Source organism: Duganella radicis (assembly GCF_009720825.1).
In the GTDB taxonomy this organism is placed as follows: domain Bacteria; phylum Pseudomonadota; class Gammaproteobacteria; order Burkholderiales; family Burkholderiaceae_D; genus Rugamonas; species Rugamonas radicis.
In genome coordinates this window covers 34401-54704 of record NZ_WNKY01000027.1, presented here as the reverse complement: position 1 = coordinate 54704, position 20304 = coordinate 34401, and the positions used below count along the sequence as shown (strand labels likewise).

Here is a 20304-nt window from a genome sequence, read left to right as displayed (position 1 = left end):
AATGTCCCCTCTCATGACACAAATATAAGTCCCGCAAAGAGCTCAACTACACGGGATCCAAGGAATTACAACGTTCTGAAGACGTTCTGGAAAGAATTTTGTACTAAAACTAGATTCGGTGTCAATGAAACTTCCTTACCACTACGGATTCCAAGGCGCCGCATTGCCTCTACGCCCCACGGTAAGCGCTATCACGTTGTATTTCGGCTACAAGCCAGATAGGGAGGGATTGTAGTGGAACTACAATAAACGCCATAAAGTGGCTGTTTTTTGTTATCAATTGACGAGCCGAAGCAGCCTTGCAGCCCGCAAGAATGCGCAACTTTCCGTGACGAAACGCAATTTGGAGGAAAATGACGAGATTGCTGTATTCCGGGTAAATTTCAGTTCGCCAGCGAGCTTGGCCGTCAGCAGCATTCTCTCGTAAAATCAAGGCATTAAGCCCGACCATGCACACAATACGGGCCTGTAGTACGACTACCAATTTGGAGACTACATGAACAAATCCCTGCTGGCGGCGCTGTTGACCGCCGTCCTGCCGGCCTTGGCCGGCGCCGCGTCGCAGAACTACCGTATCGACCACATGGACCCGCCCTCATGGTGGACCGGCATGCACAACAGCAAGTTACAACTGATGGTGCATGGGCCGCGGATCGCCGACCTGGAGCCGACGCTGAACTATCCGGGCGTGCGCATTGCCAGCGTGTCACAGGTGGATAACCGCAACTACCTGTTTATCGATCTGGAGATTGCCCCGGATGCCGCTCCGGGCAGGCTGGAGCTGCTGTTCAGGCGCGGCGTGCAGAGCCTCCACTACAGCTACCAATTGCAGGCGCGCGCGCCTGGCTCGGCGCAGCGCGCCGGCTTTAACAGCGCCGACGCGATCTATCAAGTGATGCCGGACCGCTTTGCCAACGGCGATGCCGCCAACGACAATGTGGCCGGCTATGCCGACAAGTTGAATCGCGCCGAGGGCGGCGGCCGTCATGGCGGCGATATCCAGGGCATCATCGATCATCTGGACTACGTGGCGGGGCTGGGCTTTACCCAGCTATGGCCTACCCCGCTGCTGGAATCGAATATGCCGGCCTACTCCTACCACGGCTATGCGGCCACCGATCATTACCGCATCGATCCGCGCTACGGCAGCAATGAGGCGTATCGCCAGCTGTCGGCGCAGGCCAGGTCGCGTGGCATCGGCATCATCCAGGACGTGGTGCTGAATCACATCGGCAGCAAGCATTGGTGGATGCAGGATATGCCGATGCACGACTGGCTGACGTATCAGGGCAAGCACGTGCCGACCGCGCATCATCGGGTGGCGGTGCAGGACCCGTATGCGTCGCAAGAGGACCAGCGCAATTTCACGCAGGGCTGGTTCTCGCCGGGCATGCCGGATATGAACCAGGCCAATCCCTTTGTAGCCAATTATCTGATCCAGAACAGCATCTGGTGGATCGAGTATGCGGGCTTGTCGGGCCTGCGTGTGGATACCTACGGCTATTCCGATAATGCCTTCCTCACACGCTGGTCGGGCGCGGTGATGGCCGAGTATCCGAAACTGAATCTGGTGGGCGAGGAATGGAGTCCGCTGATTCCGGTGGTCGCACACTGGCAGGAGGGCAAGCAGAACTTCAATGGCTACGTGTCGCACATGCCAAGCATGATGGACTTTCCGCTGAACGACGCTTTGCGCCGCGCACTGATGGCGCAGGACGATAGCGAGCAGGGACTGAACGCGCTGTATGAAACGGTGTCGATGGATTACCTGTATCCGAACGCCGGCAATCTGGTGCTGTTTGAAGGGAACCATGATCTGTCGCGCATTTACAGTGCGCTGGATGAGGATCAGGATTTGTTCCGCATGGCGCTGGCGTTTGTGGCGACCATGCCGCGCATACCACAGTTCTACACCGGCACCGAGATCCAGATGACCAGCACGGTCAAGGGCCGCGACGATGCCTCGTATCGCCGCGATTTCCCTGGCGGCTGGGCGGGCGACAAGGTCAATGCTTTCACCGGTGCCGGACTCACCCCGCAGCAGGCCGACGCACAAGCCTATGTGCGCAAGCTGTTCAACTGGCGCAAGGGCGCGAGCGTGATTCATGGCGGGAAGCTGATGCATTATGGGCCGGAGCAAAGCACCTACGTCTACTTCCGCTACGGCGGCGGCAAGAAGGTGATGGTCGCGCTGAACAAGAATAAAACCGACATCACGCTGCCCATCGCGCGCTTCCACGAAATGCTGGCCGGCGTACGCAGCGGCGTGGATGTGATCAGCGGCCAGCGCGTGTCGCTGGATGGTCAAGTTAAACTGCCGGCGCGTTCCGCGCTGATACTGGAGATCGAACAATGAAGCAATTCACACCGCTGTGCGCCGCGCTGGCACTCGCCTTCGCCGCGCCGCAGGCACACGCCGCCAGCGGCTCGGCGACTGCCGTTTATCCGACCTGGGACGGCAAGCAGGACACAGTGCGCTATGCCACGCCGGACGCCGGCGCCACACTGCGCAGCTACACGCAATCAACCACCATGCGCGTGCGCGAGGGCGGCAAGCAGGAGATCAGCTACACCGAATCGCCTGCCCTGCCGACGGTCCGCAGCGGCAATCTCGCCTTCGACGCCTTGTTCGCGCTGGCCGGCAATGAAATGAATCAGGACTCCGTCAGCGAAATCCGCGACGGCAGCTACAACGGCGGCAACGCCATCCCTTGCGAGTGTTTTGAAACCGGCGAGTTGTGGCATTACGTCTGGACGCGCGATCTGTCTTATGCGGCGTCGCTGGGCCTCGGCATGCTGGACCCGCAGCGCACGCGCAATTCGCTGGAGTTCAAGCTGGCCGGCTATCGCGATGGCATGAGCGCCGGCCTGCACGCCATCGGTGATGGCTATCAGATCGTGCAGGACACCGGCAGTGGCGGCAGTTGGCCGGTCAGCACCGACCGCGTCACCTGGGCCTTTGGCGCGGACGAGGCATTGAAAGCCCTGCCGCCGTCCGAGCGCGCGGCCTTCGCGAAGAAAGCCCTGCACGCGCTGACCAACACGCTGGAGAATGACCGCATCGCCGTCTGGGACGCGGCCGATGGCCTGTACAACGGCGAAGAATCCTTCCTCGACTGGCGCGATCAAACCTATGCCGCGTGGATGCCGAACGAGTTGTCTTATATGGCGACCTCCAAGGCGCTGTCCACCAACGCCGCACACTACAAGGCGCTGACGCTGGCGGCGCGGCTGGCGAAGGAGCTAGGCGATGCCCGGCTGGCGGCCCGCTACGCCGATTGGGCCGTGCAGCTGAAAGCCGCCATCAACAAACGCTTCTGGCAGGCGGATAGTGGCATGTACAGCAGCGTCACGGCCGGCCACTTCGATGGCGCCGCCATGTACAAGTATGACTGGCTGGGACAGGCGCTGGCCATCGTTACCGGTATTGCCGATGCGCGCCAGGCGCAGAGTATTCTGGCGCATTATCCTCACGGCCCGCTCGGCGCGCCTGTGATCTGGCCGCAGCAGTCCAACACGGCGGTGTATCACAACCGCGCCATGTGGCCGTTCGTAACGGCTTACGGCTTGAAGGCCGCGGCCATAGGCGGCAACGTCGCCGTGGCCGATGCGGCTTACGCTACCTTGATGCGCGGCGCGGCCACCAATCTGTCCAACATGGAGAATCTGGAGTGGCTGTCAGGGCAGCCGATGCTGGACGACGGTAAGCTGAGTGGCCCGGTGGTCAATTCGCGCCGGCAGTTGTGGTCTGTTGGCGGTTATCTGGGCATGGTGGTCGGCAGCGTGTTTGGCGTGCAGACCACCAATGATGGCATGACGCTCAAGCCATTCATCACGGCCAGGTTGCGGCGCGAGACCTTTGCTGGCAGTGATGTGATTACGCTGAATAATCTGGGTGTGCGCGGAAAGCGTCTGCAAGTGCGCGTGCTGCTGCCGGTTGCGGTCAAGGGCGATGGCTACTACGCGGTGGATGGTATTACCTTGAACGGCAAGCCGGTCAATGCGTCGTTGGCATGGGATGCGCTGGGTGAGGATAATGCGATCGAGATCCGGCTCGGCAAACTGCTGCCGGGCCAGCAGGTCAAGCGCAGCGTGAGCGCCAGGCCGCTGGTGCAGGATGCGGCGGTCTACGCGCCGCCAGAACCACGCATCGCAAAACTGGAGCGCGGCACGTATGGCTATCCGACGCTGCACATCACCCCGGGCGGCGGTGCGGACGCGGACGGTGCGCGTGCGAGCGGGGCACATGGCGCGGCTGCGGGCCCGGACGGCGCGGGGGCGGCGGGCGTGGTGTATAACGTTTATCGCAATGGCCAGCTGGTTGGCGCGCGCGTCTCGGCCGCCACCTGGGCGGATCGGCGCGTTGGCGCGGCGGCGAATCTTTGCTATGCGGTCGAAGCGGTGTACGCCAAATCCGGCAACCGCAGTCACCACAGCATGCCGGTCTGCCTGAACGCCGGCGAGGATATCAACGTCGCCCGCGTCGACTTCGGCGCATCGCCGGCCGATGTCTTCACGCAGCAGATCAAGATCGAGCGCGCCGGCAACCATGCGGTGCAGATCAAGTACCGCAACACCGCCCATCAAATCAATCTGGGCGTCAGCGGCGGCGTCAAATGGGCGGCGCTGAAGGACAGCAGCGGCAACATCGTCGCCAACGGCGTGGTGCAACTGCCGCACTCCCCGGCCGACGAAGGCGCCAAGTACTCCACGCCACTGCGCGCCAGGCTGGCGGCCGGCAGCTACACTTTGCAGCTCAATGACTTCTACAACATGAGCTACATGAAGAACAACGCCACCTACAGCGATGCAGGCGGCGTAAAAGGCCCATCCAACAAGTTCGACATCCACGGCGTGCGCGTGATGCCTATCCCCGACAGCGACGCGCCCACCAAGGCTGTCGCCACCGGCACCTTGCGTATCATCGACAGCTTCGCCTCGCCGCAGCTGAACAACAGCCGCAAGCTGCGCATTTACCTGCCGCCGGGCTACGACAACAATCCGCGGCAGCGCTACCCGGTGCTCTACATGCACGACGGCCAGAACCTGTTCGATCCCAAGACCGCCGCCTTTGGCACGGCATGGGAAATCGGCACCAACATGGACAAGCTGATCGCCGCCGGCGTGATCGAACCGGCCATCGTGGTCGGCATCGACAACACGCCGGAGCGCATCGCCGAATACACGCCATGCTGCGACAAGGAACACGGCGGCGGCAAGATCGACGCCTACGCCGCCTTCATCGTCGATACCGTCAAGCCGTGGGCCGACGCCAACCTGCGCACGCTGCCGGACCGCGAGCACACCGCCATCATGGGCTCCTCGCTGGGCGGCATCGCCTCGGTCTACATCGCTCAGAAATACCCGCAGGTGTTCTCCAGGGCGGGCGGTGTATCGAGTTCGTTCTGGTGGAATGATCAGACCTTCATCAAGAACGTGCCGGCGCGCCAGCCGGTGAAGTTCTATATCGATGCCGGCACCGACGGCGACGGCATCAGCGACACCCGCAAGATGCGCGACGCCATGCTGGCACAGGGCTACCAGCTCGGCCAGGACTTGTACTACTATGAAGCCGAAGGCGGCAGCCACAATGAAAAATCGTGGTCGGCGCGCGTGCACCTGCCACTGACCTGGTTCTTCAGGAAGTAAGCACCTCAACAGGCTGCTGGCGTCCTGCCAGCAGCGCCTCCACCTCTTCCGGCGATACGGCGGCGCTGAGGTGGAAGCCAAACGCCTCGTCGCAGCCCATCTCCCTCAACTGCGCCAGCTGCTCGCCGGTTTCCACGCCGGCCGCGATCACCTGCATATTCAGCGTGTGCGCCATCTCGATGATGGCACGCACCATCGCCCCGCCGCGCGACAAATCATCCACAAACGATTTATCGATCTTCACCACATCCACTGGAAAGCGCCGCAGATAGTTGAGCGAGGCATAGCCAGTGCCAAAATCGCTGATCGCTATCCGCACGCCCAGCTGCTTGAACTGATGCAGGATCTCCTCTGCGTTCTGGCTCTTATCGATCAACATCGCCTCGGTGATTTCCAACTCGATGCAGCGGCCCGGCACGCCGGCCTTGTCCAGCGTATCCGCAACCACCTGCACGATCTCCTTGTGGAAGAACTGGCGCGGCGACAGATGCACCGCCACCGTCAGCGCATGGCCGCGCGCCATCCAGCCGCGCACCTGCGCGGCCGCCGTCGCCATCACCCAGGCGCCGACCGGCAGTATCAGCGAGCTTTGCTCCAGCACCGGCAGAAAATCCAGCGGCATCACCAGTCCCAGCTCCGGATGTTTCCAGCGCAAGAGCGCCTTCACGCCGGTGATGCGCCGCTCGCGCAGATTCATCTTGGGCTGATACGTCAGCACGAATTCATTGTGCTCCTGCGCGTGGCGCAGCGCCGTCTCCAGTATCAGGCTGGAATAGGCCTTGGCCTGCATGCTGGGCAAAAAGCGCAGGCTGGCGCCCTTGCCGCGCTGCTTGGCGGCGTACATGGCCACGTCGGCCTTTTCGATCAGCGTCTCGATATCGGCATCGTCGTCCGGGTACACCGCCACGCCGATGCTGGCCGCCACCGGCAACGCGTCGCCATTGATCATGAACGGTTCGGCGATCACCCGCATGATCTTCTCCGCCACCTGCTGCGCGTCGGCGCCGTTGCGCAGCTCCGTCAGCAGCACGATGAACTCATCGCCACCCTGCCGCGCCACCGTGTCCACCTCGCGCACGCACTGGCGCAGGCGCTGGGCGAACTGCGCCAGCACCTGGTCGCCGGCGTCGTGGCCCAGCGTGTCGTTGATGGTCTTGAAGTGATCGATATCGACAAACAGCACCGCCAGCAGGCTGCCGTGGCGGCGCGCATAGGCCACGCCGTGCTCCAGCTGCATCTGGAATTGCAAGCGGTTGGGCAGGCCGGTCAGGCTGTCGTGGTGGGCGATGAAGTCCAGGCGCATTTCGGTATCGCGCTGCGCCGCCAGCGCCGCCTGCAATTGGGCACAACGCGCGCGCAGGCCGCGCGCCTGCCATTGGCCGGCCGCCAGCGCCAGCAAACATGGCGCCACGCCGGCCGCTACCGGCCATAAGCTGTTCATGCTGTCCCTCTTCGTCGGACTGCGGAAGAAGGAATGATAGTGGATAGAGCAAGCCGCCACCGGCCATTCCCGCGCCCGCTTGAGGCGCATCAAACTGCCTGTGGCAAAAACTCAGCCCGCCAGTTGCAGCGCGCGGCCGCGCGAGCGCGGCAAGGCCGCCACATCGGACCGGTCTTGCAGCTTGAAGACGCTGACCGCCTCCGACAGATTGGCGGCCTGCTGTTCCAGCGCGTCGGCCGCCGCCGCCGCTTCCTCCACCAGCGCGGCGTTCTGCTGTGTCACGCTGTCCATCTGGCTGATGGCAATGCTGATCTGCTCGATGCCGTCGCGCTGCTCGCCGCTGGCCACCGAAATCTCGCCGATGATGGCGGTGACGCGCTGCACGCTGGCCACCACCTCGTCCATGGTCTCGCCGGCCTGGCCGACCAGCCGGCTACCCTCCTCGACCCGGCCGACCGAGGTGCCGATCAACTCCTTGATCTCGCGCGCGGCGGCCGCCGAGCGCTGCGCCAGATTACGCACCTCCGACGCCACCACCGCGAAGCCGCGCCCCTGCTCGCCGGCGCGCGCCGCCTCCACCGCCGCGTTCAGCGCCAGGATATTGGTCTGGAAGGCGATGCCGTCGATCACGCCGATGATGTCGACAATCTTGCGCGAGCTGTCGTTGATCTCGCCCATGGTGCGCACCATCTGCGCCACCGCGTCGCCGCCCCTGGCAGCGACGTTGCTGGCGCTGTCGGCCAGGCGGCAGGCCTCGGCCGCGTTCTCGTTGTTCTGCTTGACGGTGGTGGTGAGCTCCACCATGGCCGCCGCCGTCTGCTCCAGCGAGCTGGCCTGCTCCTCCGTGCGGCCCGACAAATCCAGATTGCCGGCGGCGATTTCCACCGTGGCGCCATGGATGGTCTCGGTGCCGGTGCGCACCTGGCCGACGATATTGCTGAGGTTTTGCTGCATCTGCTTGAGCGCGCCCAGCAGCGCGCCGATCTCGTCGCTGCTTTGCACCTGCACTTCACTGCTGAGGTCGCCGCCGGCCACGGTCTGCGCCACGCTCACCGCCTCGTCCAGCGGACGGGTGATGCTGCGGATCAGCCACACCACCGTCACCACGCCCACCACCAGCGTGATCAGCAAGGTCACGCCCATGGCCAGCATGGCCGCGCGGTGGGCGGCGGCGTTCTCCTCGGCCATGGTCTCGCTCAGGCGCCTGGCCTGCTTGCCGATGTAGTCGACGATGTCATCGATCTTCTTGGTCGGCTCGCGGTCCATGCCCTTGACCAGCGCGTCCACCACATGGGCGCTCTCGGGATTGGCGGAATCGTATTTTTTCAGCGCCTCCAGGTAGCGCGTGACCAGCTCGTTCTGGGTCTTGATGGCCTCGTCCACCAGCGGCGTGCCGAGCCGAAGCTTGTCGAGCAGCGCATCGAGCTTTTGCAGCTCGGCGCGGGTGGTTTCGCCGCCCTTGACGAAGGCCTTGCTGTACTTGTCCAGCTGGGCCGGATCGTTGCCGCGGATCAGGATGTTCTTCCACTCCTGCACCTGCGTCTTGAATTCGACCTGGGCGCTGCGCGCGGCGTCGATGGCCTGGCTCATGGCGACCGAGCGCGCCATGGCGTCGGCGCTGCGGGCGTTGCTGTCAGCCAGCGCGCGCCAGCCGGACGTGGCGACGATCGCCAGCGCGACGAAGAAGAATGCGCCCAGCAACCCCAGGCGCACGCCTATCTTGAGATTGGCGAGTTTCATCGTTACCTCCTTGGCAAGGACTGTTATCCATCATGCACGCATGCCGCGCAAATGCCAATATGGGGAAGCCGAAATCCTCGCGAATTCTCACTGCTACAACAGCTGGCGCGCGTAAATATTGGTAGGACGACCATCCGGCGGCAGCACCTTGTGCTCGACAAAGGTCAGGCCCAGCTTGGCCAGCAGGTTGATCGACACCGTGTTGGCCGGATTGGTAATGCCCATCAGGCGCGGGATGCGCAGCACGTCGCGCGCGTACGCCACCACGGCGGCGGCGGCCTCGTAAGTATAGCCCTGGCCGAAATAGGCCGGACGGATGGCGTAGCCGATATCGACCTCCGGCAGGCTGTCGCGCTTGATCAGGCCGCACAAGCCCAGCGGCGCGCCATCGCTCTTGCGCTCCATCACGTACAGCGAATGGCCGAGCCGCTGCTGCATCACGCACGGGCCGTCGAGGATGGCGGTGCGCGCCTCCGCCACGGTGCGGATGCCCTTGTCGCCGATATGCTCCAGCCAGGTGGGATCGTTGACCAGCTCGTAGTAAAACAGATCGTCGTCAGCGTTGATGGTGCGCAGGGTGAGGCGTGGGGTGTCCAGTATTTTCATGCGTCCGGCCAGTGGGTGGGGTCTGTCAGCAACTGGTACATCACGTAGACGTCCACATAGCCGAGGTATTGATGACGGTAAGCGCGCGGCAGGGTGCCGACGATGGAAAAGCCCAGCTTCTTCCACAGCAGCACGGCCGGCATGTTCGAGCTGACCACGTAATTGAACTGCATCGCCAGATAGCCTTGCTCGCGGGCGCGCTCGATGCAGTCGGCCCCCAGCAGCTTGCCGACGCCGACGCCCTGCGCCGCCGGGCTCACCATGAAGGAGGCGTTGGCCACGTGCGCGCCACGGTCGCGCTGGTTGGAAATCAAACGGTACATGCCGACCAGGCGCTCGCCGTTAAGGATGGCGACAAAGCTCTGCACGCCGGGGCCGAACCAGTAGGCGTGGCAATCTTCACGACTGGTATCGGCTGCAAAATAATACGTATCGCCGCTGGCGATCAGTTCCTGGAAGATGTCCCACATGGGGCCGAAGTCGGCTTCCGTTGCGGGTCGGATGGCGATTTCTTTCAAGGTAACTCCAGACCGGTTTAACAGTGTTCAATTGTCATGTATTTCCCGGTGCAAGTCCAGCTAGCGCCCCAAGCGGAAATCCACCTGCGGCGGCCGCTCAGGCAAGTGCAGGCGTGCCTGGGCCCGCGGCGACTCGGCGATGATTTTTCCCCGGCGCATCACTAGGCGGCGGGCGGCGCGCAGGCGGATCGCCTCCACCGGATCGGCAGCGTCCAGCAGCACCAGATCGGCATGGCAGCCGGGCGCCACGCCGTAGCCTTCCAGCCCGAGAATGGCGGCCGGCGTGCTGGTGACGGCGTGGAAGCAATCGCGCATGGCGTCCTGTCCGGTCATCTGCGCCACATGCAAACCCATCTGCGCCACCTCCAGCATGTCGCCCGAGCCCAGGCTGTACCATGGGTCCATCACGCAATCGTGGCCGAAGGCGACCGGAATGCCGGCCGCCAGCAATTCCGGCACGCGCGTCATGCCGCGCCGCTTGGGATAGCTGTCGTGGCGGCCTTGCAGCGTGATGTTGATCAGCGGATTGGCGATGGCGTTGACGCCGGCCTCGCGCATCAGCGGCAGCAGCTTGCTGACGTAATAATTGTCCATGGAATGCATGGAGGTCAGGTGCGAGCCGGTGACGCGGCCCTGCAAGCCGAGCCGGTTGCTCTGGTAAGCCAGCGTTTCGATATGGCGCGACAGCGGATCGTCCGACTCGTCGCAATGCATGTCCACCATCAGCCCCTGGTCGGCGGCGAACTCGCACAGAATGCGCACCGACTCCGCGCCCTCGGCCATGGTGCGTTCGAAATGCGGAATGCCGCCCACCACCTCGACACCCATGGCGATGGCGCGCTTGAGATTGATCAGCGCGTTGGGCGCGCGCAGCACGCCATCCTGCGGGAACGCCACCAGCTGCAAATCCAGATACGGCGCCACCAGCCGCTTGACCTCCAGCAGCGCCTCCACCGCCAGCAGGCGGTCGTCGCACACATCCACATGCGAGCGGATCGCCAGCAGCCCGCGCGCCACCGCCCAGTCGCAATACTGCAGTGCGCGCTCGATCAGCGCTTGCTGGGTAAGATGCGGCTTGAGCTCGCCCCACAGCGCGATGCCCTCCAGCAGCGTGCCGGAAGCGTTGACGCGCGGCAGGCCGTAGCTGAGCGTGGCGTCCATGTGGAAGTGGGCGTCGACAAACGGCGCCGTGAGCAAGTCGCCGCCGGCGTCGATCTCCTGCGCCGCCCGCACCGGCAGGCGCGGGCCGACGGCGGCTATGCGCCCCTGTTCGATGGCCACGTCGACGCCCTGCTGCCCGTCCACCAGACTGGCGTTGCGGATCACCACATCCATCTGCACCTCCGTTGATTTAAAGTAAAACCATTGTAGGCATTTTCACCAAAATACACCAATTGTTGCATCGCATTAATTTCGCCTGTTGCGATTAGTGCGTCATGGTAGAAAAAATAACTTTCCAAGCCAGAAAATCGTCGTTAGAATGGACTTATTGCGTTGCATCATAATTTCAGGAGAAACCATGTCTTCGATCACCGAACAGTTTTCCGCAGCCACGAAATCGCAACTTGAAGCGCAGTTCCAGATTTTCAGCACCATCGCCAACACGGCGGTAGGCAGTGCCGAAAAGGTGATCGCGCTGAACCTCAGCACCACCAAAGCCTCGGTGGAAAAATCCTCGGCCGCCGCCAAGAGGCTGCTGACCGCCAAGGACCCGAAAGAATTCTTCACCCTGAGCACGTCCGAGCCAGCCAGCTTTGACGGCCTGCTGGCCTACGGCCGCGAGCTGTACAGCATCGCCTCGACCGCCCAGAACGAACTGATCAAAAGCGCCCAGGACACCCTGAAACAGGTGACCGACCTGGCCGCCACCAAAGCCACCGTCGCCACCGGCGTCACCCAGACCCCGCCGGCGCTGGCCGCCGCCGTGAGCAAGGCGGTGGAAGCGGTCGCCGCCAACGAACCGGAAGCCGCGCCGGCGCCGAAGGCCCCGAAAGCCAAGCCGGCCGCCGCCCCGGTCGCGGAAGAAGACAGCTTCGTCGAAGTGAAAGTGGAAGCCAAGCCCACCTTGTTCCCGGAACCGCCGCCCAAAGCCATCGCCCTGGCTCCGGAAGACAAACCCGCCAAACCGGCCCCCAAAGCCAAAAAATAACCTCGGCCCCAACCCGGGGTCAGTTCTGGTCCCAACCCGGGGTCAGTTCTTGCAATCCAACACGAGCACAGCCGTAACGGTCGTTATGGCTGTGCTCGTGTTGGATTGCAAGAACTGACCCCGGTTTTTGTGTATCCTAGCGGGCTACACGGTTTACCGAGGCAACATGCATGTCTAAACTCTCCCGGCTGATCGGCGGTTTCGTCCGCCAGCACAGCCGCGCCTATATTCTGTCCGGCGCCATGCTGGCCGGCGTGGCCACGCTCAGTATCTGGGTGCCGCGCAAGGTCGGCGCCATGATCGACGGCCTGGCCAATCACACCCTGTCCGGCAACGCGCTGCTGATGGAAATCGGCGCGCTGCTGTTGATCGGCGCCGGCATTTATTTCCTGCGCGTGGCGTGGCGGCAGATCCTGTACGGCGCCGCCTATCAGCTCGGCGTCTCGCTGCGCACCCGCCTCTACACCCGCTTGACGCTGCAAGGCCCGGCCTTCTACCAGCGCCAGCGCACCGGCGATCTGATGGCGCTGGCCACCAACGATATCGACGCCATCGAGATGGCCGCCGGCGAGGCCATGCTGGCCGGCTTCGACGGCGCCCTCACGCTGGTGATGGTGCTGGGCGTGATGCTGCTGGGCGTCGACTGGCGCCTGGCCTGCATCGCCCTGCTGCCCTTCCCGCTGATGGCGTGGGCGTTCTGGTACATCTCCGGCCATATCCACACCGCGTCCACCGACTCGCTCAAGCGCTTTAGCGCGCTAAACGACCATGTGCAGGAGACCTTGTCCGGCGTGCGCACCCTGCGCGCGCTCGGCCTCGAACAGCGCAGCGCCCAGCAGTTTTCCGCACTGGCCGCGCAGGCCTCCGACGCCAGCCTGCGCGCGCAGGTGTGGGAAGCCGCCTACGAACCCGCCGTCGGCCTGACGCTGACCGCCGCCACCGGTCTGACGCTGGGCCTGGGCGGTTATCTGATCTGGCATGACCAGCTGACCATCGGCGCGCTGACCAGCTTCACCATGTACCTCGGCCAGTTGATCTGGCCGATGTTCGCGGCCGGCTGGGTGCTGTCGCTGATCGAACGCGGACGCGCCGCCTGGCAACGCCTGCAACCGATGCTGGACGCGCCGCTGGCCATCGACGATCACGGCACGCTCACCGCCGTGCCACCCGGCACGCTGACGCTGCGCGGCATCAGCTACGCCTACGCCGGACAAACCTCGCCAGCCATCAGCGACATCACGCTGACGCTGCAACCCGGCCAAACCCTCGGCCTGGTCGGCCCCACCGGCAGCGGCAAATCGACGCTGCTGCGCGTGCTGCTGCGCCAACTCACGCCGCAGCACGGCAGCGTGCAGTGGAGCGGCCACGCGCTCGATGCATACAAGCTGCAAGCGCTGCGCGCCGCCATCAGCTGGGTGCCGCAGGAATCCTTCCTGTTCTCGGCCTCGATCGCCGACAACATCGCGCTGGCCCGTCCGGACGCCACGCGCGCGCAGATCGAGCACGCCGCCAACCTGGCCGCCATTCACGACGACATCCTGCTGTTCGCCGATGGCTATGACACGCAAGTCGGCGAAAAAGGCATCACGCTGTCCGGCGGCCAGCGCCAGCGCGTCGCCATCGCCCGCGCGCTGTTGGCCGATAACGATTTGCTGCTGCTTGACGACGCCCTGTCCGCCGTCGATACCGGCACCGAAACCCGCATCCTCCAGCACCTTGAGGAGCTGCGCCAGGAGCGCAAGGGCCGCAGCGCGGTCATCGCCAGCCACCGCCTCAGCTCCGTGGTCAGCGCCGATCTGATTATCGTGCTGCGCGACGGCCGCATCACCGAAACCGGCAATCACGAACAACTGCTCGCGCTGGATGGCTGGTACGCCAGCCAGTGGCGCTATCAACAATTGGAAGCCAGTCTCGATGAAGCCTGAACCAACCTCCACCGCCGGCCAGATGCGGCAGGCCATCGCCCTGCTGCGCCGCGCCGCCCTGCCCGACCAGCATCACCTGTTCTGGGCCGTGCTATGGCTGATCGGCGCCGCGCTGCTGGAGGTGCTCGGCCCCATCATGGGCAAGGCGCTGATCGACGAACACCTGCTGCCGCACCATCTGGACTGGCCGCGCATGGCCGGCCTGCTGGCCGGCGTGGTGCTGACCGGCTGGATCGCCAGCGGCCTGCGCTACCTGCAACTGGTGCGCCTGTCCGGGCTTGCCATGCGCTCGGTGATGCGCTTGCGCGAAATGGTGTACACGCATGTGCTGCTGCTGCCGATGTCCTTCTTCGACCGCGCCATCACCGGGCAGCTGGTGTCGCGCGTCACCAACGACACCGAGGCGGTAAAGAGCCTGTACATCCAGGTGTTGTTCGTGATGCTCGACTCCACCATCGTATTGGTCGGCACCGTGTGCGCCATGGCCTGGCTGGACTGGCGTTTGATGCTGATCGTGCTGGCCCTGCTGCCGGCGGTGCTGCTGATCGTCTGGCTGTATCAGCGCTGGAGCGCGCCGGCCGTCACCCGTGCCCGCGCGCTGCGCAGTGAGATCAACGGCCAGATGGCCGAATCGATCGGCGGCATGAGCGTGCTCCAGGCCAGCAACGCCGAAACGCGTTTCGGCCAGCGCTTCGCCACCACCAACCAGGATCACTACACCGCGCGCCTCTCGGAACTGCGCGCCAACGCCTGGTTGCTGCGCCCCGCGCTGGATCTGTTCAACATCATCCTGCTGGGCGCCGTGATTTTCATGTTCGGCCACCGCGAGATGACCGCCACCGAAGTGGGCGTGCTGTATGCCTTCATCAGCTACCTCGCGCGCGTGATCGAGCCGCTGATCCAGATCACCATGCAGTTCAGCCAATTGCAGCAATCGGTGGTGGCCACCGCGCGCGTGGCGACCCTGCTCGACGAAGGCACGGCGCAGGAACACGCGCGGCAAGCTCCCCAGCGCGCCGCAGCCGCCAACGATGACAACCTGCCGGCCGTCTCCATCCGCCATCTGAATTTCGCCTACAACGCAGGCCAGCCGGTGCTGCACGACCTGTCGCTGGACATCCCGCAGGGCGATTTCGTCGGCATCGTCGGCCACACCGGCAGCGGCAAATCGACCTTGCTGTCGCTGCTGCTGCGCTTCTATCCAGCGCCGCACGGCAGCATCCTGATGCACGGCATGCCGCTGGACGCCATCGACAATGAACGCTTCCGCGCCGAAGTGGGCCTGGTGCCGCAAGACCCGTTTCTGCTGGCCGCATCGGCGCGCGAGAACATCGACATGGGCCGCGGCCTGACGCAAGCGCAGATCGAAGCCGCCGCCCGCGCCGCCCACGCGCATGACTTCATCGCCGCGCTGGAACAAGGCTACGACACGCCGCTGGGCGAAGGCGGGTCGCGCCTGTCGGTCGGCCAGAAGCAGCTGATCGCCATCGCCCGCGCGCTGGCCGGCGCGCCGCGCATCCTGCTGCTGGACGAAGCCACCTCGCACATCGATTCGCAAACCGAGCAAATCGTGCAGACCGCGCTGGATGAATTGCGCGGCAAGGTGACGGTGATCGCCATCGCGCACCGCCTGTCCACCATCCGCGACGCCAACCGCATCATCGTTCTCAATCACGGCCGCATCGCCGAAACCGGCCCGCACGAGCAACTGATGCAGATAAACGGCGGCTTGTATCAACGCCTATATCTTTTGCAACAACTGGCCGCCTAGCTGGCGCAAAACTGTGCGATTTTGGCGAAAAATTCGTATATCTTGAGGCTTTCTCACTTGCAACAGGCATATAATTGTCTAGACATTGCAGGGTGATCGCGGGGGCGTCAAGTTGGCGGGACTAAGAAACGGCGGATGGTGGCAAACGAAGCGGCATGCCATGGTTGCAGCCGTGGTGCTGGTACTGGCGCCGGCATGCGTGCTGGCCCAGGCCACGCTGGATGAACGCATCCTCGACATCCGCGAGCAAAGCCGCTTCGTGCCCGACAAGGCGCTGGCGCAGTTACTGAAACTGCAACCGGAGCTGGCCGCCGCGCCGTCCGGCACCCGCGCCGAATTCCTCAGCCAGATGAGCACCGTGCGCATGCGCCTCGGTCAGAACGACGTCGCGCTGGATGAAGCCGAACAGCTTATCGCCTTCGGCAAATCGCTGCGCGACAACGCCATCGTCGCCAAAGGCATGCTGGCCAAGACCTATGTGCTGTTTGCCCAGGCCGAGGTGGAAGCGGCGCACCGCCTGGCCTTCGAGGCCGAAAAGCTGGCGCTCACCACCGCCGACAATCCACTCAAGGTGCAGGCCACCATCACCGCCGGCCAGACTTACGCCGAACAAGGCAACTTCCCCGCCGCGCTGGTCAAGCTTCAGCACGCGGTGGATATTGCGCGGCCGCCGGCGGGCGACACCCTCAGCCTGGTGGCGGCGCTTAACGCGCTGGCCAAGCTGCACACCCAGATGAAGGAGTACGACAACGCCTCCGAAACGCTGGACGAGCTGCTGAACGAAACCGAAAAACTTAAATCGCCGGGCCGCATGGCCATGGCCAAGAACACCGAGTACGGCCTGGCCATCGATTCCGGCCAGCCCAAGCGCGCCTTGCGCGCGCTGCTGCAAAGCCTGGACCTGGAACGCAGGCTGGGGGCGGAGCGCATGGTTGGCATCACGCTGGTCAACCTGTCGGACAGCTACCTGAAAGAGCACGACTACGCGCGCGCCGCGCAGTATGCGCAAGAGTCGCTGCGCTCGGCCGAGCAGACCAGGGACAAATCCACCGAAGCCACCGCGCGCCTCAACCTCGGCCAGGCCTACCTCGGCATGGGCCGCCTGGCCGAAGGCAAGAAGCAGTATGAACTGGGCCTGGCGCGCTACGAGCAGGAAAACAACAAGCCCGATCTGCAAGCGGCCCTGCGCGAATATGGCGAAGCGCTGGAACGCAGCGGCGACATGGCCGGCGCGGTGCAGGCCTATCACCGCGAACGCGCCATCTCCAACGAATTGTTTGAAAAGCGCCGCCAGCAAGCCATGCTGGAGCTCCAGGAAAAATACGAGACCGAGAAAAAACAGCGCCAGATCGAAATGCTCAGCCACGAGAATCTGGTGAAGGGCGCGGAGATCGACAACCGCCGCCTGCAACAGCGCGTGTGGTGGCTGCTGGCACTGGTGTTCGCGCTGGCCGCCGCCGTGGTAGGACTGTTGTACCGCAAGGTGCGCCACACCAATGCGCAGCTGGAGGTGAAGAACCTCGAACTGAAAGCGCAGTCCACGCTCGATCCACTGACCTCGCTGTACAACCGCCGCCACTTCCAGGAATTCATGCGCGGCCTGAACGCGAAAGAGCGGCAGGACGATATCGTCGGCGCCCTGTTCCTGCTGGACGTCGACCACTTCAAGCATATCAACGACAACTACGGCCACGCGGCCGGCGACGCCGTGCTGCGGATGATCGCCGAGAACCTGCGCATCGCCCTGCGCGAGACCGACATGATTGTGCGCTGGGGCGGCGAGGAATTCCTGGCCTTCCTGCCGGCCATCCCGCGCCACGGCGTGGACGAAATCGCGCGCCGAATTTTACTGAGCATCTCCTCGCAGTCGCTCAGATATCAGGAGCACGAGATTTCAGTGAACGTGTCGGTGGGCTTCTCGCCCTTCCCGCTGGTGCCGGGCGGCGTACCGCTGCCGTGGGAGCGCGCGGTGAACCTGGTCGACATGGCGCTGTACCTGGCCAAGGCGCACGGCCGCAACCGCGCCTACGGCGTGCGCCGCTTCGAGAACTTCCACCTCACCTCGATGGAAGCGATCGAGCAGGATCTGGAGCGCGCCTGGCGGGCCGGCTTTGTGGACCTGAGCGTGGTGCTGGGCGGCGACCCGGGGGCGCATCCGCCCACGCCGAACGAGCACACCAACGTGGTCTCGATCAAGCAGGCCACGCAAAAGCACTGATTACTTTTTCGATTCGCGCTCGTCGGCGGTGGACTGCATCTTCTCGCCGGCCTGTTCCAGCTTGCGGCCGGCTTCGCGCGTGGCGTCGTTGAGCTTTTCGCTGGCCTTGTCGCTGGCCTGATCGAGCTTCTGGCTGGTTTCCTTGGCCGCGTCGCTGAGCTGCTGATTGGCCTGCTGCACCGCGTTATCCATCTTCTGGCCGGCCTGCTCGGTGGCCTGATCGATCTTGCGACCCGCGCGTTCGGCCGGACCGGCCTCGCTCGGATCGTCCTTTTTCTGGCAAGCGCCCAGCAGCGCCAGCGCCGCCACCATGACTGCGAAATAACGCATGACTATCTCCTGAAAGAATGGGTTCTTTCCAAGAGCATACAACGGCGCGCCAAAACGCAGCGCACTGCTTATTCGGCAACGATCTTCTTGGGGGGAGGCGGCGGCGCGAAATCGATGGTTTCGCCGGCGGGAGCGCTGTCGAGGGCATCGGATTTTTCCAGCCAGTTCATCAGCTTTTCCATGCGGCGGATCAGGATGCCCTTGTTGCTGATATAGCCGACCTGCTCGAAATTCTCCGGCTTGCTGACCATCTTGGACACGGTGGGCAGGTTCTCCGACAAGCGCTCAAACGCCTTGCGGGCCTTCTGCTCCCACTTGGCCAGGTTGGCCTCGTTGAAGCGATTGCTTTCGTAGTAAATGGTCAAGGTTCTGTCATGGTTGCCGTAGCCGACTATCGCCGCGCCCATGCGCACGGCTTCCAGCACATCGCCCTTGATGGCGGCGGTCGGCACAAACAACGCTGCGCGCCCGGTGGCATCCGGTCGCTCCAGCGGCAAATCCTGTCCCATTAATACAGTCATCTTGCTTCCTGTTGTCATCGCCATGAAGTTGCTGGTAGGCTATTTTTTAATTCTATATCGCACTTGTGAGCATTACAAGGAGAAAGCGCAGGCTGGCCAGCCCTTATAATGCGGGCTGATCCATCTGAACCACGCATCATGACGTCCACCCTGCCCCCATCCGCGGTCGATACCGCCGAACGCAACCTGCGCGACACGCTGACCCACGCCATCGAACACCGCGCCCCGCATGCCGCGCTGATCGTCTACGACACCCGCACCGAGCTGAATCGCGTGCTGACCGAGGCTTACCGGCGCGTGGTGCCGGACGCACAGTTCATCGATTTCGACAGCACCACGCCGGACGTCATCCTGGGCGTTTTTGAGCGCATGGCGGCCGGCGACCTGGTGGTGCTGGTGCAATCGACCAGCTTCCGCATGGACGCCTACCGCATCCGCATCGAACTGTTCAAGCGCGGACTGAAAGTGATCGAGCACGTGCACCTGTCGCGCATGCCGGGCGAGCAGGGCCTGCACTACATCGACTCGCTGGCCTACGACCCGTCGTACTACCGCGGCGTCGGCCATGCGCTGAAAGCGCGCATCGACAGCGCGGGGCAAGGCGTGGTCGATAGCGGCGACGGCGCGCGGCTGGTGTTTGCCTCCCCGTTTGAAGGCGCCAAGCTGAATATCGGCGACTACAGCGGCATGACCAACGTAGGCGGCCAATTCCCGCTAGGCGAAGTATTCACCGAAGCGCGGGATCTGGAAGCGGTGAGCGGACGGGCGCGCATCTTCGTCTTTGGCGACACCAAATTCCTGGTGAACCGACCCGAGACGCCCATCACCATCGTGGTTGAAAAAGGCCGCGTGGTGGGAACGGAAAACAGCACGCCGGAATTTGAGAACATGCTGTCCATCATCCGCGAGCATGAAGGCGAAGTATGGCTGCGCGAACTGGGCTTCGGCATGAACCGCGCCTTCTCGCGCGAGTGCATGGTGGACGACATCGGCACCTACGAGCGCATGTGCGGCATCCACCTGTCGCTAGGCGCCAAGCACGGCGTCTACACCAAGCCGCAACTGAAGCGCAAAGACGCCCGCTACCACATCGACGTCTTCGCCATGACCGAAGGCGTCTACCTCGACGACCAACGCGTCTACCAGAATGGCGCCTGGCAAATCTGCTGACTGATACACTTGCTCGCAGTCGCGGTGAAGCGCGTCATTGCATGGCAGATTGTCCTGGGAAAGAAAGAGCAAAAAATGACGAGGACCACCCTGGCCGAAAAGATGCTTACCAGCGAGCCTTCATCGGCCCGCCCCGCATCGAAGACTACAACTTCGCCTACGATAAAAAAGCCGGCTGGCAGATCGACTCCATCTTCTACGGCGGCAATGACTTCGGGCGCGTTCAATTCAGCTGAACTCAACCGCTAGCGTTGCTGGATCGCCCC

The 20304-nt window shown here is 63.6% G+C and carries 15 protein-coding genes; 8 read left to right on the top strand and 7 right to left on the bottom strand.

The genetic code is table 11. From position 1 onward, the window contains the following. Positions 1-496 precede the first annotated feature (496 nt). Entirely contained in the window at positions 497-2356 is a 1860-nt protein-coding gene (locus tag GM676_RS20945) for a glycoside hydrolase family 13 protein (protein ID WP_155465865.1), read from the top strand. After that, a complete protein-coding gene (locus GM676_RS20940) occupies positions 2353-5649 on the top strand; it encodes an alpha/beta hydrolase-fold protein (protein WP_155465863.1) in 3297 nt (1098 codons plus the stop codon). Before GM676_RS20945 ends, GM676_RS20940 begins: the two co-directional genes overlap by 4 nt. Here GM676_RS20940 and GM676_RS20935 read toward each other — a convergent pair. The 5 genes from GM676_RS20935 to GM676_RS20915 form a co-directional block, all read right to left on the bottom strand. Further along, positions 5639-7090 carry a putative bifunctional diguanylate cyclase/phosphodiesterase gene (locus tag GM676_RS20935; protein ID WP_155465861.1) on the bottom strand — a complete coding sequence of 484 codons (1452 nt, stop codon included), beginning with the start codon at positions 7088-7090 and terminating at the stop codon, positions 5639-5641. The genes GM676_RS20940 and GM676_RS20935 overlap by 11 nt on opposite strands. Positions 7091-7201: 111 nt before the next feature. Beyond that, positions 7202-8830: a methyl-accepting chemotaxis protein gene (locus GM676_RS20930; RefSeq protein WP_155465859.1), complete on the bottom strand. Its 1629-nt coding sequence runs from the start codon at positions 8828-8830 to the stop codon at positions 7202-7204. 93 nt (positions 8831-8923) lie between these two features. Continuing rightward, positions 8924-9436, bottom strand: coding sequence for a GNAT family N-acetyltransferase (locus GM676_RS20925; RefSeq protein WP_155465857.1), 513 nt, complete (start codon positions 9434-9436; stop codon positions 8924-8926). After that, positions 9433-9954, bottom strand: coding sequence for a GNAT family N-acetyltransferase (locus GM676_RS20920; RefSeq protein WP_155465855.1), 522 nt, complete (start codon positions 9952-9954; stop codon positions 9433-9435). Before GM676_RS20920 ends, GM676_RS20925 begins: the two co-directional genes overlap by 4 nt. A gap of 60 nt (positions 9955-10014) precedes the next feature. After that, the gene (locus tag GM676_RS20915; protein WP_155465853.1) at positions 10015-11289 is read right to left on the bottom strand and encodes an amidohydrolase family protein; all 1275 of its coding nucleotides are present in this window, start codon (positions 11287-11289) and stop codon (positions 10015-10017) included. Positions 11290-11473: 184 nt separating this feature from the next. On the opposite strand from GM676_RS20915, the gene GM676_RS20910 reads away from it, so the two are divergent. The 4 genes from GM676_RS20910 to GM676_RS20895 all read left to right on the top strand — a co-directional run bounded on the left by GM676_RS20910 (position 11474) and on the right by GM676_RS20895 (position 18017). Continuing rightward, positions 11474-12103, top strand: coding sequence for a phasin family protein (locus GM676_RS20910; RefSeq protein ID WP_155465851.1), 630 nt, complete (start codon positions 11474-11476; stop codon positions 12101-12103). Positions 12104-12273: 170 nt separating this feature from the next. Next, positions 12274-14028 carry an ABC transporter transmembrane domain-containing protein gene (locus tag GM676_RS20905; protein ID WP_155465849.1) on the top strand — a complete coding sequence of 585 codons (1755 nt, stop codon included), beginning with the start codon at positions 12274-12276 and terminating at the stop codon, positions 14026-14028. Next, positions 14018-15799 carry an ABC transporter ATP-binding protein gene (locus GM676_RS20900; protein WP_155465847.1) on the top strand — a complete coding sequence of 594 codons (1782 nt, stop codon included), beginning with the start codon at positions 14018-14020 and terminating at the stop codon, positions 15797-15799. The genes GM676_RS20905 and GM676_RS20900 overlap by 11 nt, the downstream gene beginning before the upstream one ends. A 160-nt stretch (positions 15800-15959) precedes the next feature. Then, positions 15960-18017 carry a tetratricopeptide repeat-containing diguanylate cyclase gene (locus GM676_RS20895; protein ID WP_155465845.1) on the top strand — a complete coding sequence of 686 codons (2058 nt, stop codon included), beginning with the start codon at positions 15960-15962 and terminating at the stop codon, positions 18015-18017. On the opposite strand, the gene GM676_RS20890 is transcribed toward GM676_RS20895, so the two are convergent. Further along, positions 18018-18347, bottom strand: coding sequence for an apolipophorin (locus GM676_RS20890; RefSeq protein WP_155465843.1), 330 nt, complete (start codon positions 18345-18347; stop codon positions 18018-18020). A 68-nt stretch (positions 18348-18415) separates the two neighbouring features. After that, entirely contained in the window at positions 18416-18868 is a 453-nt protein-coding gene (locus GM676_RS20885; protein WP_155465841.1) for a hypothetical protein, read from the bottom strand. Positions 18869-19006: 138 nt separating this feature from the next. On the opposite strand from GM676_RS20885, the gene GM676_RS20880 reads away from it, so the two are divergent. Then, positions 19007-20038 (top strand): M29 family metallopeptidase, encoded by a 1032-nt coding sequence (locus GM676_RS20880; protein WP_229262799.1) that lies wholly within the window; start codon positions 19007-19009, stop codon positions 20036-20038. Between the two features lie 41 nt (positions 20039-20079). After that, positions 20080-20274, top strand: a complete 195-nt coding sequence (locus GM676_RS20875) for a hypothetical protein (RefSeq protein WP_155465837.1) — start codon at positions 20080-20082, stop codon at positions 20272-20274. Positions 20275-20304: the final 30 nt, after the last annotated feature.

What these genes read in the sequence shown, in the direction of transcription:
- GM676_RS20945 (WP_155465865.1), top strand. Translation starts at nt 497, where the DNA reads ATGAACAAATCCCTGCTGGCGGCGCTGTTGACCGCCGTCCTGCCGGCC.
- GM676_RS20940 (WP_155465863.1), top strand. Translation starts at nt 2,353, where the DNA reads ATGAAGCAATTCACACCGCTGTGCGCCGCGCTGGCACTCGCCTTCGCC.
- GM676_RS20935 (WP_155465861.1), bottom strand. Translation starts at nt 7,090, where the DNA reads ATGAACAGCTTATGGCCGGTAGCGGCCGGCGTGGCGCCATGTTTGCTG.
- GM676_RS20930 (WP_155465859.1), bottom strand. Translation starts at nt 8,830, where the DNA reads ATGAAACTCGCCAATCTCAAGATAGGCGTGCGCCTGGGGTTGCTGGGC.
- GM676_RS20925 (WP_155465857.1), bottom strand. Translation starts at nt 9,436, where the DNA reads ATGAAAATACTGGACACCCCACGCCTCACCCTGCGCACCATCAACGCT.
- GM676_RS20915 (WP_155465853.1), bottom strand. Translation starts at nt 11,289, where the DNA reads ATGGATGTGGTGATCCGCAACGCCAGTCTGGTGGACGGGCAGCAGGGC.
- GM676_RS20910 (WP_155465851.1), top strand. Translation starts at nt 11,474, where the DNA reads ATGTCTTCGATCACCGAACAGTTTTCCGCAGCCACGAAATCGCAACTT.
- GM676_RS20905 (WP_155465849.1), top strand. Translation starts at nt 12,274, where the DNA reads ATGTCTAAACTCTCCCGGCTGATCGGCGGTTTCGTCCGCCAGCACAGC.
- GM676_RS20900 (WP_155465847.1), top strand. Translation starts at nt 14,018, where the DNA reads ATGAAGCCTGAACCAACCTCCACCGCCGGCCAGATGCGGCAGGCCATC.
- GM676_RS20895 (WP_155465845.1), top strand. Translation starts at nt 15,960, where the DNA reads ATGGTTGCAGCCGTGGTGCTGGTACTGGCGCCGGCATGCGTGCTGGCC.
- GM676_RS20890 (WP_155465843.1), bottom strand. Translation starts at nt 18,347, where the DNA reads ATGCGTTATTTCGCAGTCATGGTGGCGGCGCTGGCGCTGCTGGGCGCT.
- GM676_RS20885 (WP_155465841.1), bottom strand. Translation starts at nt 18,868, where the DNA reads ATGACTGTATTAATGGGACAGGATTTGCCGCTGGAGCGACCGGATGCC.
- GM676_RS20880 (WP_229262799.1), top strand. Translation starts at nt 19,007, where the DNA reads ATGACGTCCACCCTGCCCCCATCCGCGGTCGATACCGCCGAACGCAAC.
- GM676_RS20875 (WP_155465837.1), top strand. Translation starts at nt 20,080, where the DNA reads ATGGCAGATTGTCCTGGGAAAGAAAGAGCAAAAAATGACGAGGACCAC.